Source organism: Dyella halodurans (assembly GCF_026283925.1).
Lineage (GTDB): Bacteria > Pseudomonadota > Gammaproteobacteria > Xanthomonadales > Rhodanobacteraceae > Dyella > Dyella halodurans.
Genome location: NZ_JAPDPF010000002.1, coordinates 266,263 through 280,363, shown reverse-complemented (window position 1 = coordinate 280,363; position 14,101 = coordinate 266,263). Strand labels below are relative to the sequence as shown.

General features: G+C 64.5%; 15 protein-coding genes. 8 read left to right on the top strand and 7 right to left on the bottom strand.

Annotated features, from left to right (window positions below; genetic code table 11):
* Positions 1 to 383: 383 nt before the first annotated feature.
* A complete protein-coding gene (locus tag OUZ49_RS04990) occupies positions 384 to 1,994 on the top strand; it encodes an MASE1 domain-containing protein (RefSeq protein ID WP_266148883.1) in 1,611 nt (536 codons plus the stop codon).
* A gap of 36 nt (positions 1,995 to 2,030) precedes the next feature.
* Here OUZ49_RS04990 and OUZ49_RS04985 read toward each other — a convergent pair whose 3' ends face one another.
* Positions 2,031 to 2,510, bottom strand: coding sequence for a hypothetical protein (locus OUZ49_RS04985; protein ID WP_266148882.1), 480 nt, complete (start codon positions 2,508 to 2,510; stop codon positions 2,031 to 2,033).
* 454 nt (positions 2,511 to 2,964) lie between these two features.
* Here OUZ49_RS04985 and OUZ49_RS04980 point away from each other — a divergent pair, with 454 nt between their 5' ends.
* Both OUZ49_RS04980 and OUZ49_RS04975 read left to right on the top strand, forming a co-directional pair.
* Positions 2,965 to 3,963: an MBL fold metallo-hydrolase gene (locus OUZ49_RS04980; RefSeq protein ID WP_266148881.1), complete on the top strand. Its 999-nt coding sequence runs from the start codon at positions 2,965 to 2,967 to the stop codon at positions 3,961 to 3,963.
* Between the two features lie 37 nt (positions 3,964 to 4,000).
* A complete protein-coding gene (locus OUZ49_RS04975; RefSeq protein ID WP_266148880.1) occupies positions 4,001 to 5,008 on the top strand; it encodes an NAD(P)H-quinone oxidoreductase in 1,008 nt (335 codons plus the stop codon).
* A 53-nt stretch (positions 5,009 to 5,061) separates the two neighbouring features.
* Here the strand turns inward: OUZ49_RS04975 and OUZ49_RS04970 are convergent, their stop codons facing one another.
* Positions 5,062 to 5,292: a hypothetical protein gene (locus tag OUZ49_RS04970; RefSeq protein WP_266148879.1), complete on the bottom strand. Its 231-nt coding sequence runs from the start codon at positions 5,290 to 5,292 to the stop codon at positions 5,062 to 5,064.
* Positions 5,293 to 5,415: 123 nt separating this feature from the next.
* Between OUZ49_RS04970 and OUZ49_RS04965 the strand changes: the two genes are divergently transcribed.
* On the top strand, positions 5,416 to 5,643 hold the full coding sequence (locus tag OUZ49_RS04965; protein WP_266148878.1) for a hypothetical protein: 228 nt from the start codon (positions 5,416 to 5,418) through the stop codon (positions 5,641 to 5,643).
* A 6-nt stretch (positions 5,644 to 5,649) separates the two neighbouring features.
* Here OUZ49_RS04965 and OUZ49_RS04960 read toward each other — a convergent pair whose 3' ends face one another.
* The gene (locus OUZ49_RS04960) at positions 5,650 to 6,084 is read right to left on the bottom strand and encodes a universal stress protein (protein WP_266148877.1); all 435 of its coding nucleotides are present in this window, start codon (positions 6,082 to 6,084) and stop codon (positions 5,650 to 5,652) included.
* A gap of 323 nt (positions 6,085 to 6,407) precedes the next feature.
* On the opposite strand from OUZ49_RS04960, the gene OUZ49_RS04955 reads away from it, so the two are divergent.
* Both OUZ49_RS04955 and OUZ49_RS04950 read left to right on the top strand, forming a co-directional pair.
* A complete protein-coding gene (locus OUZ49_RS04955) occupies positions 6,408 to 6,845 on the top strand; it encodes a universal stress protein (RefSeq protein WP_266148876.1) in 438 nt (145 codons plus the stop codon).
* A gap of 179 nt (positions 6,846 to 7,024) precedes the next feature.
* A complete protein-coding gene (locus OUZ49_RS04950) occupies positions 7,025 to 7,606 on the top strand; it encodes a GNAT family N-acetyltransferase (protein WP_266148875.1) in 582 nt (193 codons plus the stop codon).
* 68 nt (positions 7,607 to 7,674) lie between these two features.
* On the opposite strand, the gene OUZ49_RS04945 is transcribed toward OUZ49_RS04950, so the two are convergent.
* Genes OUZ49_RS04945 through OUZ49_RS04930 form a run of 4 tightly spaced genes read right to left on the bottom strand, consistent with a single transcriptional unit; the run spans position 7,675 to position 13,368 of the window.
* Positions 7,675 to 10,752: an error-prone DNA polymerase gene (locus tag OUZ49_RS04945; protein ID WP_266148873.1), complete on the bottom strand. Its 3,078-nt coding sequence runs from the start codon at positions 10,750 to 10,752 to the stop codon at positions 7,675 to 7,677.
* Complete coding sequence (locus tag OUZ49_RS04940) at positions 10,749 to 12,158, bottom strand: Y-family DNA polymerase (protein ID WP_266148872.1); 1,410 nt, start codon at positions 12,156 to 12,158, stop codon at positions 10,749 to 10,751. The genes OUZ49_RS04945 and OUZ49_RS04940 overlap by 4 nt, the downstream gene beginning before the upstream one ends.
* Positions 12,159 to 12,170: 12 nt before the next feature.
* A complete protein-coding gene (gene imuA, locus OUZ49_RS04935) occupies positions 12,171 to 12,794 on the bottom strand; it encodes a translesion DNA synthesis-associated protein ImuA (RefSeq protein ID WP_266148871.1) in 624 nt (207 codons plus the stop codon).
* A gap of 4 nt (positions 12,795 to 12,798) precedes the next feature.
* On the bottom strand, positions 12,799 to 13,368 hold the full coding sequence (locus OUZ49_RS04930; RefSeq protein ID WP_266148870.1) for a LexA family protein: 570 nt from the start codon (positions 13,366 to 13,368) through the stop codon (positions 12,799 to 12,801).
* Positions 13,369 to 13,562: 194 nt separating this feature from the next.
* Here OUZ49_RS04930 and OUZ49_RS04925 point away from each other — a divergent pair, with 194 nt between their 5' ends.
* Together OUZ49_RS04925 and OUZ49_RS04920 are read left to right on the top strand one after the other, a co-directional pair.
* Positions 13,563 to 13,838 (top strand): hypothetical protein, encoded by a 276-nt coding sequence (locus OUZ49_RS04925; RefSeq protein WP_266148869.1) that lies wholly within the window; start codon positions 13,563 to 13,565, stop codon positions 13,836 to 13,838.
* The gene (locus tag OUZ49_RS04920) at positions 13,835 to 14,095 is read left to right on the top strand and encodes a hypothetical protein (RefSeq protein ID WP_266148868.1); all 261 of its coding nucleotides are present in this window, start codon (positions 13,835 to 13,837) and stop codon (positions 14,093 to 14,095) included. Before OUZ49_RS04925 ends, OUZ49_RS04920 begins: the two co-directional genes overlap by 4 nt.
* The last annotated feature ends 6 nt before the right edge of the window (positions 14,096 to 14,101 follow it).

Genomic DNA, 14,101 nt, shown 5'->3' with positions numbered 1-14,101 from the left:
CCATCACGGCGATGACGAGCGAGCTCTCGCTGATGTCGCAAAAAATCGCGATCACGGGACCTGCCCGTCTCGCGACACTCTTCACCAAGAAATCACCGGTGAACATGCCAGAGTTCGCTTTGGGAATCCCAGGCGAGACACGCGCCAGGTGGCGAGCCACTCGACGCAAGACGCGCTACCCAACAAGGACTCCTTCAGGGAAGTCGAGTGGCATTGCGCCCAGCAACCAGCCGTCCCAAAAGCGCGTGAAGCTCGAGGCATTGCAGGCACCCAGGGCGTCGCGTCGCGACCGCTCGGTCCATTGGATTACCTCATCCCGGGCAAACCCCGGGGACGCAGCGATCAAGGGGAAGCACGCCATGGGGGAAGCAACAAGGCGATTCATGTGGGGCCGCCAGCTGGCCATCGCCGCCGCTTATGCGGCCTGTTACGTCTTGCTGCGCAGCGTGTCCGCCTCGCATTGGAATCTTCCAGCCGGACTGCGCCTGGCGTGCCTGCTGCTGGTGCCCGCCCGCTACTGGCCTGCACTGATCGTCGGCGAATTCATTCCCGTCGGCTACCAGGCATGGAGTTGCCAGGACCAGTTCGGGTGGCACTGGGCGCTGCTGACGGCAATCCCTCCCATTGCCCCGTTGGCCATGCTGGTCGCGTGGTGCCAACGGCGTTCCCGCCTGTTTCACGGCAACCACCAGATCAACATGATCATGCTGCTTGGTGTGACGATGTTGGCCGCACTGCTCACCGCGATCTGCAGCGCCGCCATCCTGCCCACCGTGCAGATGGCCGGCCACGTGGCCGCGCCCGTGGTTACCGCGCAAGTCGTGTTTGGCTACTTCCTTGGCAATTACCTGGGCGCGCTTACCCTGGTGCCGGCCGTGCTTGCCCTCTATCTCTGGGTGACCGAGAGCCCAGGCGCAAACTCGGAGGCGACGCTTTGGCAAAGCCACCTGGCCAGGGATGGCGTGATCGGCGTGCTGGTGCCACTGCTGACGCTGATGGGCCTGGTCCTCAGCAGTCACGGTGACAGCATGCAGGTATTGCGCATCGCCATGTTTCTCCCGGTGGTGTGGCTCACCTCTCGCCACGGCTGGCAAGGTGCAGCCCTGGGCGGGATGTTGGCGAGCATCGCGGTGGCGACGACATCGACCATGGTGCGCGATCCGGAGGTGATCCAGGCGCAGGCGCTGATGGCCTTCGCCATCACCACCCTGCTCATGCTCGGCTCGCGCATTGCGCATCAGACACATTCGGCACAGTCCAGCCAGGTCGATACCTTGCGCGGCTTCCAGCTGGCGCAGCAAGGCCTTTATCTTGAGGAATTGCGCTTGCGCCAGGCTGCCGATGCGCTCGAAAACATTGGCCAAAACATTCGCGAGAATCACAATCGGCTACTGGATCGTCTACGGCATGTGTTGCCGGCGAACGAGGAGCGCGCCTATTCCCGCCAGGCCGCGCTGACGCAACACGAAATGCATCGACTGGCCAACGCACTCTATCCCCGCGGCTGGCGCGAGCGCGGCGTGCCCGCCACCTTGCGCGATGGGCCGTTTGCCCAGGCCGTCGGCATGGCCGGTGCCACTTATCGCTGCGAATTGTCCGGGCGCGGACTGAGCCAACTGGCGCCAGATGTTCATATGGCGCTCTATCGCCTGGCCTGCGAAGTGCTGGTCTATGTGCTGTCGCGCGGCCAATCGCAGCACATCCGCTTGCAGGTCCGTGGCGGCCACACGGGTGGTCAGCGTTGGGTCGTCATGCGCCTGGTCGGCAGGCGCGGAGCGCCCGCCGACGAGCCAACCGCGGCGTCACCGGAGGCCTGGAAGCAGGCGATGACGCTGCTGGGAGCGAGCGGGCTGGGCATCGCCAGCATTCGCGATCGCGCTCAGATCTATGGCGGCTACGTGCATCTGCGTGACCTGTCGGACGGCATGAGTATCACGCTGCTCCTGCGCGATTCACTGCGCGCCTTTCCGCTCCATCGAGGCGCCTCCGCCTAGGAGGCGCCTCGGTTATCCGGACCGACGCGCAAATCGTCACTGAATCCGCGACGTGCACTCGATCGGATCCGTGCAATCGCCGCTCGCCGCAAACACGCGCAGGCTGCCATCCGCCTGGGGTGCTACGAACACTTTGACGGCGGCGTCCTGGTAAACGATTTCACCCTTCTTGCTGGCCGGCACGGGCAGTGGTTCCTGCGGAGTCGCCAGGCCTGCCGCATCCACGCCCACGGGCAAGCCCAGGAAATTGCCGGCCGCCGCAGCAAACGCGGTATGTACCTTGCCGTTCAAATCATTGACCTGGATGTAGCGGACGCCCTGGCGCTGGAACACGTAGACGTGCCAACGAGGACTGGCGCTGACGTCGGTGGCATTAGGCCAGGACTGCCCGAGCCCCGTGGACGGCAGGCCATCCGTTGCCATGGCGCTGGATAGGCCCGACGCCATGACCAACAAGCCAACCACGGCAAAGCGGGCGAACCGAATCGATGCATGCTGCATATGCTTTCCCTTCATAGCCGACCCCTGATTCCTGGATGCCCTCAGGCATCCACCGATTGGATTCCGGACCGGCGCCTCCCCTCGCGGAGATGCCGCCGGTCCGCCAAATTCGCCCTGCTCCCCACATGCACAGGCACCCGCAGGTGCACGCGGCCGTAGGGCCAGAGCTGGCCAGCGGCGACGACACACTCACCGGGCGGTAGTGATGCGCTTGGCTGGATACGCGCTATAGCCCTTCATACGCCGTGTAGCCGATGTGAATTGAATCGAGTTGCAAGCTCAACGCAATGTTTCACGATGCCCGTTCATGCAGGACGGGTGGCGCGCGCCGATCCATGCGCGATGCACAACCCTGAACGCCAGGGCACGGCCGAGCGAACGGCTTTAAACCTTGTCCCGCCCGTCGGCATCCGACGCCCGGGATCGACTTGCGCCATGCTGGCGCGCCCCTCACCACTGGCGAAGCACGATGAAACGCATGCTGTATGTGTTGCTGGCTTTCGGTTCCCTGCTTGCCGGCGTGGCCTCCGCGCAGGTCGCCACCGGCTCGATGGACGTGCAATGGGATGCCGGCGCGGCGGACTGCAACGCGAATCATCCACGCCCATTGCAGGTTCATCGCTACAACGAACGCACCTACATCTTGCGCGAGAGCCTCTGCGCGACCTATGAGGGGCCCTTCATGTACCTGCTGATTGGCGACTCCAAGGCCTTGCTGATCGATAGCGGTGACGTCAGCGAGGCGCAAAAGATGCCGCTGGCGTCCACCGTCATGTCGTTGCTGCCGACCGTAGGTGGAGCGAGGCTTCCGCTGATCGTCGTGCACACCCATGGCCACCTCGATCATCGCTCGGGCGATGTGCAATTCGCTTCGCTACCCCAGGTGACGATCGTCGGTACCGATCTCGCGCACGTCACCGAGTACTTTGGTTTCTCGCACTGGCCCGATGGCATCGCCCAGGTGGACCTTGGCAACCGCATCGTCGATGTCGTCCCCACGCCGGGGCACTACGCCTCGCATGTCTCCTACTACGATCGTGCGACGGGACTTGTTTTCACCGGCGACTTCCTGCTTCCCGGCCGACTCATCATCGACGATGCCGACGCCGACCGTGCCAGCGCCGCGCGCATGGCGGATTTCATGCGGACGCGTCCCGTGACTTACGTCCTGGGCGGACACATCGAACTGGACCGCAATGGCCAGACCCTGGAGATGGGCTCCAGCTATCACCCCAACGAACGGGCGCTGCCCTTGGGCAAGGACGCATTGATGAATCTGCCAACTGTGCTGGCGAGCTACAACGGCTTCTACGGACAGAACGGCATGTTCGTGATGTACAGCCAGACGCGCATGCTGCAGTGCCTGGGGGTCATCGCCGTGGTGCTTCTTATCGGCATGGCCTTCGGTATACGCTGGTTCGTCCGACGTCGCAGGCACCGATACGCTACGCCCGAAGTCGCGACGTAAGCGGCGATTCAGCACGCAAGCCACCGGAAGCAACGCCATGCACGCGACACTGCCGAGTACGATGGCCGAAATCCAGATCAGCGCTCCCGGTGGGCCTGAGGTGCTGCAGCCGCGCAGCGTACCTACGCCGCATCCTGGGCCCGGCGAGTTGCTGATACGCGTCGAGGCAGCGGGCGTCAATCGACCGGATGTACTCCAGCGCGCCGGGCACTATCCGATACCGCCCGGCGCCAGCCCGATTCCCGGCCTGGAGGTGGCTGGCACGATCGCGGCATTCGGCGAAGGCGTCGACGGATTCACCTTCGGCGACGCGGTCTGTGCGCTCACCAATGGCGGCGGCTATGCCCAGTACTGTGTGGCCCCGGCGGGTCAGGTGCTGCCGATTCCGCGAGGACTGACATCGCAACAAGCAGCCGCCATGCCCGAGACCTTCTTCACGGTATGGGCCAACCTGTTCGACATGGGCCAAGTCAGCAAGGGTGACACCGTGCTGATCCATGGCGGCACCAGTGGCATAGGCACGACGGCACTCATGCTGTGTCGCGAATTCGGCATACGTACGTTCGCTACCGCGGGTAGCGCGGAGAAGTGCAAAGCCATTCGCGAACTCGGCGGCGAGCCCATCAATTATCGCGCAACACCGTTCGCCGACGTCGTGCTGGAACGCACGAACGGACGCGGCGTGGATGTCATCCTCGACATCATGGGTGGCAGCTATTTCAACGACAACCTGCGCGCGCTCGGCCAGGACGGCCGCCTGCTGCTGATCGGGTTTCTCGGCGGAACCGTCGCCCCGCAGGTCAACCTGGCCAGCATCGCCCACAAGCGCGCCCACATCACCGGCTCCACCATGCGGCCCCGCACCGCATCGGAGAAGGCCGCCATCGCAACGTCATTGCGGACGCATGTGTGGCCTGTGCTGGATGAGGGACGTTGCCTGCCGCTGATTCACGCGGTGTATCCGCTCGAACGTGCTGCGGATGCGCATCGCGCGATGGAGGACGGGCAACACATCGGCAAGATCGTGCTCGAGGTCAGCCACTGAGTGCCGCGACAGGTGCCCGCCAGATTTGCGCTCCCCCTGCTTGCCACCCCTGGTCAGATCAAGGATGCCTCGTAGTGGGTCATGGACGGACATGGCGTATGTCCCCGGGTGGTCTCCACCAGTTCTTCCATCTGGCGTTGGGCTTCCCGAATCTGCATCTCGCCCGAGGGATGCCGCCTCAACTGCGCACGAAGCAGTTCCACCTCCTGTTGCAGCAGCGAGTTCTGTTCAAGCAACTCATCGCATGCACGGGAAAGCAGGTCGTTTTCGCGTTCCGATTCCATGATCGCATCACCTCGTCGCCCATGAGGGGTATTCAAGCTGCCGCGATCGCCGTTAAACCAATGTGACCCTTTGGATAAAGATTTCGCGCCGTGTTGATGGTGGCCCGGTGTAGGCTTGCCGACATGGCCAAGACCCATGCCGAACTCAATCAAATGCTCGATGCACTGGATGAATTCATCCCCGGACTGGTGCAAAGCAAGGTGAATGCCAACGATTTCTGGTCCACCTTCAAGAATCTGGCGGACGCAGTCCAGGCCCATGCCGGCCCCGGCGACCAAGGCTGGATCTGCGACCGTCTTGATGCCATCCAGGTGAAGCATCACCTGGTGCCGCCCGACGATCAGATCTGATCGATATCAGTGACAGACCAGTACAGGCAGGTCGCAGCACAGCATGACCTTGTGCGTGACGCTGCCCAGCAGCACGCGCTCCAGTCCCTGCGCGCCGCGTGACGACATCACGATCAGGTCGCAGTGATGTTTCGCCGCCGTCGCCACGATGGCCACATAAGGTCGCAGATCGAAGACATACTCGGTCTCGCACGGCACGCCGGCGGCGCTTGCGCGCCTGCAAACTTCGCTCAGATAGGTTTCGGCGCGCGCCTTGGCGAGCTCGGTGTAAGAACTCCGCGACTGGATCAGTTCGGCGACGTATGAAACAGCGGGTAGCGGCGGAAGCACGTGTACCGTATGCACTCTGGCCCCTAGTTTTCCCGCCAGTTCGATGCCGATATCCACGGCATTAAGCGCATGTGCGGAGCCATCGACGGGAAGAAGAATGTGCTGAAACATGTCAGAACCTCCCTTTGGCGGAGCCGCTATTAGTGTAGGCCGATGAAGGCGCGGCGCGCGCTGCCTGCCGTTCGACCGGCTGGCGATCTATTGCATTGATTCCGGTCACGCCGCGTGAAGAGCCCAGCTGCCCCGAGCTCGGTGGCTCCCTGGCGCTCTGCCACCTGCGGACCTGACCTGGATCAAGAATGCGCCGACAGGCCAGCCTAAGCTCATGACGGGCGCTCGACGGCGGTTGCACGACGCTAGGCGCCGCGGCGCGGCCCTACGCGCTGCTTGCCCTTCCCTGCCCCATCACCTGCACGCACTCGACGAGGACGCCCATGTATCAGCACATTCTCCTGCCCATCGACGGCTCGGAACTCTCGCTGCGCGCCGCCAAAGCCGGCATCGAGCTGGCGAAGATCTGCCAGGCGCGCGTCCATGCCTTGCATGTGATTGCGCCGTTCCAGAGCATCGCCTATATGGGCGCCCTGCTCGCGGCCACGGAATACGCCTATACCGAGGAGGCCAGGACGCATGCCGAGCGCTACCTGGCCGATGTCCGGGCCCTCGCCGAGGCCGCAGGCGTGCCGTTCGACGGCCAGGTGGCGTTTGGCGGCCTACCTGCCGAGACGATTGTGCAGACCGCGAAGGACAAGCAGTGCGACTTGGTGGTCATGGCGTCGCATGGCTGGCGCGGCATGACCCGTCTGCTCCTTGGCAGTGAAACCCAGAAGGTGCTGCTGAGCAGCGACGCGCCAGTCTTGGTGTATCACTGATGTAACTGTCTCCCGCGAGCAATATTTGGGCATCACCTTGCATGGCCAAGCTGAATTGACCTGCATCAGGTCAGGCCCGACCACCGAGGCGTAGAAGTCTTAAGGGAACCTAGTCGTCGATTCCCCATCGCCGGGAAACGAATCCATCCTGGCGATCCCTCACTTGTCGGGAGGTTGCCATGTCCATTTCCATTCGTTCCCTCGAGCCCTCGCTCCACGCGGGCTTTACCTATGTAGCCGAGGCCCTCGGAGACAAGCACTGGATCGATCATCTGAGCGATGGCACGCCCATCCTGATCCGCCCCTTGCAGGCCGGTGATCGCGACCTGGAAACGGACTTCATCCGCGATCTCTCGCCCAAGTCGCGGCGCCTCCGTTTTCACTGCAATTTCAAGCAGCCCAGCGAAGCACTGATCGATCAACTGATGAATCTCGACTACCAGAAACGCACGGCCTTCATCGCGCTGATCCACGACAAAGGCAAGCTGCGGGAGATCGGCGTGAGCCGCTATTGCGCCACCGCGGAAGAGCACACGTGCGAGAGCGCCGTGACTGTGGCCGATGACTGGCTTAATCGCGGACTCGGCACCTTGCTGATGCGCCACCTGATCGACGAGGCGCGCCGGAACGGGTTCAAGCGCATGGTCTCGATGGACTCGGCGTCGAACCAGGCCATGAGCGGTCTTGCCAGGCACCTTGGCTTTGAGCGCCGACTGGATCCCGCCGATCCGTCCCAGGCCATTCACACGCTCAACTTATAACGCGCACGCCGACGCTACCCACGACATCGCAACCCTCCCCTGCGCCGGCAAGGGAGGGGCCGCCTGCCTCAATGGAAATCCCTCGACCGGCTATCCAGTGAGCCAAGCAAATGGCTGAAATCGATCAACCGGTGCGCGATGAGGTGACTGACCCCATCCACATGCTCCCAGCGTCCTTCGACGCCAAGCAGGTTCGCCTCCAGATAGATGCGCCGCTGCCGCTCGGCCACCTGACTCCAGACCACCACATTGATCGGGCCGAACTCGTCTTCCATGGTGATGAAGGTGACGCCGCTGGCCGTCTGCGGACGCTGGCGTTGCGTCACCAGGCCAGCCGCGCGCACCTGGCTGGCATGCGGCTGATGGCTTAGCGCGCGCCCATCCATGCAATGCAAGGCACGCAGCCGCTTGCGCAGCTGCTGCAAGGGGTGTGGCCCCAGCGTCAGGCCCACGCGCGCATAGTCGGCCAGGGTATTTTCAGCCTGCGACGGTGGCGGCAGTGCAACCGCGGGTTCTTCCGGGCTGGCGTGACCGAACAAGGGGAGCTGCGCCTCGATGCCGGCGATGGCCCAGCGTGCGCGATGGCGATGACCCGCCAGGCCGCGCAGGGCATCGGCTTCGGCCAACGCCTCCTGCTGCTGTCGATTCATGCCCGTGCGTGTGCACAGGTCAGCCACGTCATCAAAAGGTCGCCGCGCGCGTTCCGCGCCAAGCCGCTCCGCCATGTCCTGGCGGCATCCGCGAATCTGGCGAAAGCCAAGTCGTATCGCAAAACCACCGATGGAGGCGGCGTCGTTCTCCAGCATGTTGTCCCATACGCTGTAGCGCACATCGACGGGACGCACGTTGACGCCATGGCGCTGCGCATCCTGCACCAGCTGGCTGGCCGAATAAAAACCCATCGGCTGCGAGTTGAGCAAGGCGCACAAGAACTCCGCCCGATAATGGCATTTCAGCCAGCTGCTGGCATAAACCAGCAGCGCGAAACTCGCTGCGTGGCTTTCGGGAAACCCATACGAACCGAAGCCTTTGATCTGTTCGAACAGGCGTGCTGCGAACTCCTGCGTGAAACCACTCTCGAGCATGCCCTTCATGAGCTTCACGCGATGGATTTCCATATCGCCATTGCGCCGCCACGCCGCCATCGAACGACGCAGTGCATCAGCCTCGCCCGGCGAATATCCGGCGGCGACGATCGCCAGCTTCATCACCTGTTCCTGGAACAGCGGCACGCCGAGCGTACGCTCGAAGACGCTGCGCAAAGCCTCCGACGGATAAGTCACCGGCTCCTCGCCGCGCTTGCGGCGCAGGTACGGATGCACCATGTCGCCCTGGATGGGACCCGGCCGCACGATCGCCACCTGGATCACCAGGTCGTAGAAATTCTCCGGCCGGTGTCGCGGCAGCATCGCCATCTGCGCGCGCGATTCGATCTGGAACACGCCAATGGTGTCGGCGGCCCGGATCATCTCGTAGGTCCTGGGGTCTTCCTTCGGCATGGTGGCCAGCGTCACCTCGACGCCGTGATGCGCCTGCAACAGATCCATGCATTTGCGGATGCAGGTCAGCATGCCCAGCGCCAGGCAATCGACCTTCAGCAGGCGCATCGTATCCAGATCATCCTTGTCCCACTGGATGATGGTGCGGTCCGGCATGGACGCGTTTTCCACCGGTACCAGGTGCGATAGCGGCTGGTCGGAAATCACGAAGCCGCCGACGTGCTGGGACAGGTGGCGGGGAAAATCCCGCAACTCGGCGGTAAGCGCCAGTACGCGCCGCAATACCGGGCTATCCGGATCGAAGCCACGCTCACGCAGCCGACCATCCAGCGGATCATCGCCATCCTGCCAGGCAAACACACGCGACAGCAGGTCGATCTGGTCCATGGGCAGGCCCAGCGCGCGGGCCACGTCGCGTACCGCGCTGCGGCCGCGATAGCAGATCACGGTGGCCGCCAGCGCCGCACGTTCGCGACCGTACTTGCGGTAGATGTACTGGATGACCTCCTCGCGCCGCTCGTGCTCGAAGTCGATATCGATATCCGGCGGCTCGTCGCGCTCGGCGGAAATGAAACGTTCGACCAGCAGCGTGGTGTGCTCCGGGTCCACCGCCGTGACACCCAGGGCATAGCAGACCGCGGAGTTGGCCGCCGAGCCGCGTCCCTGGCAGAGAATGCCCTCGCTGCGGGCGTGGCTGACGATGTCCTGCACGGTGAGGAAATACGATTCGTACTTGAGTTGCTCGACCAGGGCCAGCTCATGCTCGATCTGCTCGCGCACCTTGGCCGGAACACCCTGCGGCCAGCGCCAGCGCACACCTTCTTCAGTCAGGTGCCGCAGCCACGCGGTCGCCGTATAGCCTTCGGGCACCAGCTCGGCCGGGTAGCGATACTTCAGGTCGGTCAGGGCAAAACGGCAGCGCTCGGCGATGTGCACGCTTTCTTCCAGCAGGCGTGACGGATAGATCGCCGCCAACGCCTCGCGCGTACGCAGATGGCGCTCGCCATTGGGAAACAGCAGGTCGCCCGCTTCGGCCACGGTGCGGTGATGGCGCAGCGCGGTCATCACATCCTGCAAGGCGCGCCGGCGGCGCACATGCATATGCACATCGCTGGTGGCCACCGCAGGCACACCCAGCGAATCGGCCAACGCCTCCAGCTGCACCAGGCGACGCGCATCATCCGGACCGCGATGCAGCTCAACTGCCAGCCACAAGCGATCATGAAACAACGAGCGCAGCCAGGCGCCATGTTCGCGATCGGGTTGGCTGGCCGGGATCCATAGCGCCAAGGTGCCGGGCAATCCATCGGCCAGATCCTGTCGCGTCACGCGATAGCTGCCCTTCTCCGCCGCGCGCCGGCCCCGCGTGATCAGCGCGCACAGCGCGGTATAGCCGGCAAGGTCCTCGCACAGCAGGACCAGCTTGGGGCCATCGTCCAGCTGGAACTCGGCGCCGACGATCAGCGCCACGCCGGTATCGCGCGACGCCTCGAAGGCGCGCACGATGCCGGCAAGCGAACACTCGTCGGTGACGGCCAGCGCGCGATAACCGCACTCCCTCGCCCGCTCGAACAATTCGCGCGCACTCGATGCGCCGCGCTGAAACGAAAAGTTCGACAGGCAATGCAGCTCGGCATACGCGTTCATGCAAACCACCCATGCAGCATCCACCCGCCCTGCTCGCCCGGCGCACAGAACACCCAGGCGCACTGGCCTTGCGCAGTGCGCACCACGTAGTAGTCGCGGCGCAGGTCGCCACCATCCCACCAGCCGGTTTCGATGCGCTCGGGGCCGGCCAGGATGGTTGGCGCCGGCCCACGCAGTGGTCGCGGCGTATGAAGCAACCAGGTGGGACGTGGCAGCGAGATCGCATGCGTGGCACCGACGCCTGCCGTGGTGGTCTGTGCCAACTCGGGTCGCGGATCCAGCGTGCGGCGAAGATGCTGGATGGACGCCTCGCCCAGACGCGCGCGCAGGCGCTCGCGCAACTGCTCCAGTGGCACGGCATTCGTCGGGCGCGTATCGAACAGGTCGCGGCCGGCCGGCACGAAGGGCGGCAGGTCGCGCGCCAGCAGGCGCATCGCAACGACCGGCTGCGACAGCTCCAGCCGCTCCATGCGGCCGCGCGCGCATTCGAACAACAGTGCTGCATCGCGCCCGGCCGACAGCATGCCCACGGTTACCCGCGTAGGCGGCCCGCTGCGGTGTTCCAGCTCAAGCTCGAAACGCTGCACGCCGCCATCGCGCCCGGCCAGGTAGGCCGACAGATCGCCGGTCAGGCGGCGTAGCGGAAATACCAGGGCCTCGACGTGCTCGATCTCGTGCGTCCATTCCATGCGCTGCTCGAACGTATCGGGCGGGCGATAGTTTTCCATCGGCGAAGGCTCGTCGCCGGCAAGCCGATCGAGCTGTGCCACCAGCTCGCTGCCAAAGCGTCGCTGCAAGCCGGCGCGCGGCAGCGCAAACAACTGCCCCAGGGTGCGGATACCCATCGAGGGCAAGGCCTGCGCTGCGTCGTCAGGCAGGCGGGCGCGCGCAATCGGAATGGGCAACAGTGCACGCCGCAGCGTGTCGGGCGTCATCACCGCCAGGCCATCGTGGACACCGGTCAGCACATAGGCGGCATGCGGCGTGGGCGCGAGCGCGATGCGGTGGCGAAAGCCCAGCTCCTTGAGGTCGTCACGCAGCAGTGATTCGAAGCGTGGCCACGGCCCGAACAGATTCAGGCTGCGACTCACCTCCAGCACCAGCGCATGCGCCAGCAAGCCGACCTCGCCGCTATAGCGATACGCCCAGGCCGCCAGCAGGCGGTGCCAGCGCGCCTCGTCCTCGGGGTCGTGCTCGACCATCGCGAACTGGCTCAGCAAGGCTTGCGCTGCGGTGAGGCGCTGGCCGCGATACAGGCCGGCGGCACGCGCGGAGCGGTTCGCCGCATGCACGACGCGCGCCTGCGCCGGGCCACTGACCAGCACCAGTGGCGCCTCCGTGGGCGGCTGTCGCCGGAGGACACCATCCAGCGCCAGCTGCGGCAGCAACACACAAGCCCACAGCATGTCGCGCCCTCCTCACGACCAACCGGCGGCAAGCGGCAACATGCCAGCCGGCGGTTGCCCGCCACGGCATTTGCGTATGCGTACCTGCAACGAGGGCTCGCTTTCCAGCTCCAGCCGCAACGCCGCCGGCGACGCCTGCGCCGCATGACGCCGATCGCGAAACACGAACGCCAGCGCCTTGCCCGTATCGGCGGCCACCTGCAGGCGGCGCAAGGCGCGATCGTCCGCCTGCAGCGGCCACGCCAGCACGGCCGCACAACTGCCCGAACGCAGGCATTGCTCGGCGGCCCACAGCACGTCGCGCTCCCCGGCCTGCACGATATCCACGTGGGACATCATCACGCCACGCGCTTCCCAGCCAGGCACATAGGGCAGATACGGCGGCGTGATCAGCATGACGCTGCGCGCCTCCCGCGTGAGTCGCGCCAGGGTGGGCAACACCAATTGCAGCTCTCCCACGCCATCGGCAGGCAGCAGGATTTCAGTCATCGCATGCTCGGGCCAGCCGCCACTCGGCAGCGCCTCATCGAGCGCGGGCCAACCTGTCGGCTGGCTGCTGTCGGGCAGCGACACTGCCCGCCCTTTCCAAACCTGACGAGCTTCAAACAGCGACGAGAGTGCAACAACCTGGCCCATGACGTCAGCGCAACGTGCGCAGGCAACGGGTGACGACACCCCAGATCTCCAGCGTCTCGCCTTCCCGGAACACGATGGGTTTGAAGTGGGCGTTCTCCGGCAACAAGGCGATGTGGCCATCGACCTTGCCGAGCCGCTTGATGGTCAGCTCGCCATTGACCACCGCCACCACGATGTCACCCTGGCGCGGCGCGAGCGCGCGATCCACCAGCACTTCGTCGCGATCAAAAATGCCCGCACCAATCATCGACCAGCCCGACACCCGGATAATGAAGGTGCTCGGCTCGTGCCCAGGCAGGACCAGGTGCTCGTTGAGATCGACCACCTCGTCGACATCGTCATCCGCCACCGATGGCACGCCCGCCGGCACGCGACTCAGAAAGGCAGTAAGCCCCACGGTCGAGGGAGTCAGCGACATCGGCCGCGGCGCTTCCAGTGAAGCGGTACCCCGATAGGCCTCCAGATAGGCCAGCACCGATGGCACCTGGCTTTCAGGCACGCGGATACGCTGACTGGGCTCGCCGGCAGGACGACCGGCGCCTGGGCGACTACCACCGTGATCGGAAGGAGGCATGGGTCATCTTGAATATGGGGCCGATAATCAAGATACCACGATGCGCATCTCACCACCTGAGATACATCGCGTCTTGTCAGTGATTTCCCGTCAAACTTGTCCTGCCAAGGTTGACATGGCGCTCCATCGAAATAAGAATAATTCGCATTAAAGGCGATGCAACGCCTTTCCGGTCTGACAAGGAACAACGCCACGTGATGACCCTCAGCGCGCTGCTGCTGAATCTGGCCGGCGCCGCTCTCGTTTATCTGGCGAGCGGGCAGCAGAAACTGATGAAGAGCCCGCTGCATGTCATGGCGCGCCTGGCAGGCTGGCTGCTGATCATCGCAGGTGCCGCCCGCTGGCTGAAGGTCGCCGGCACTGGCGCCGGACTCGCTGCCGCGTTGACTACCTTGATGCTGGCCTGGGTGATCCTGCCCTATCTCGCCTGGTGGCGCAGCGCCGATGTGACCGAGACGAACACGCCATGATGGCGCGCTGCCTGGCCGGCACCCTGCTCGGCTTCCCGCTCGCTGCTGCGCTGATCGCCTTGCTGTTGCGGCTACTGCCCCACGGCGGCGCGACGTTTCTCATTCCGGCGCTGATCCTGTTCTTTCCGCTATGGATCGGCTTGATGGCCGGCACCTATATGTTCCGCAGCGGTACGCGCGCCTGGATGGTGCTCGGCATCGCCAATGCGGCCGCCTTTATCGTGCTGTGGGCAACGCGCTCGGCAGGCTTCCAGTAACGGATG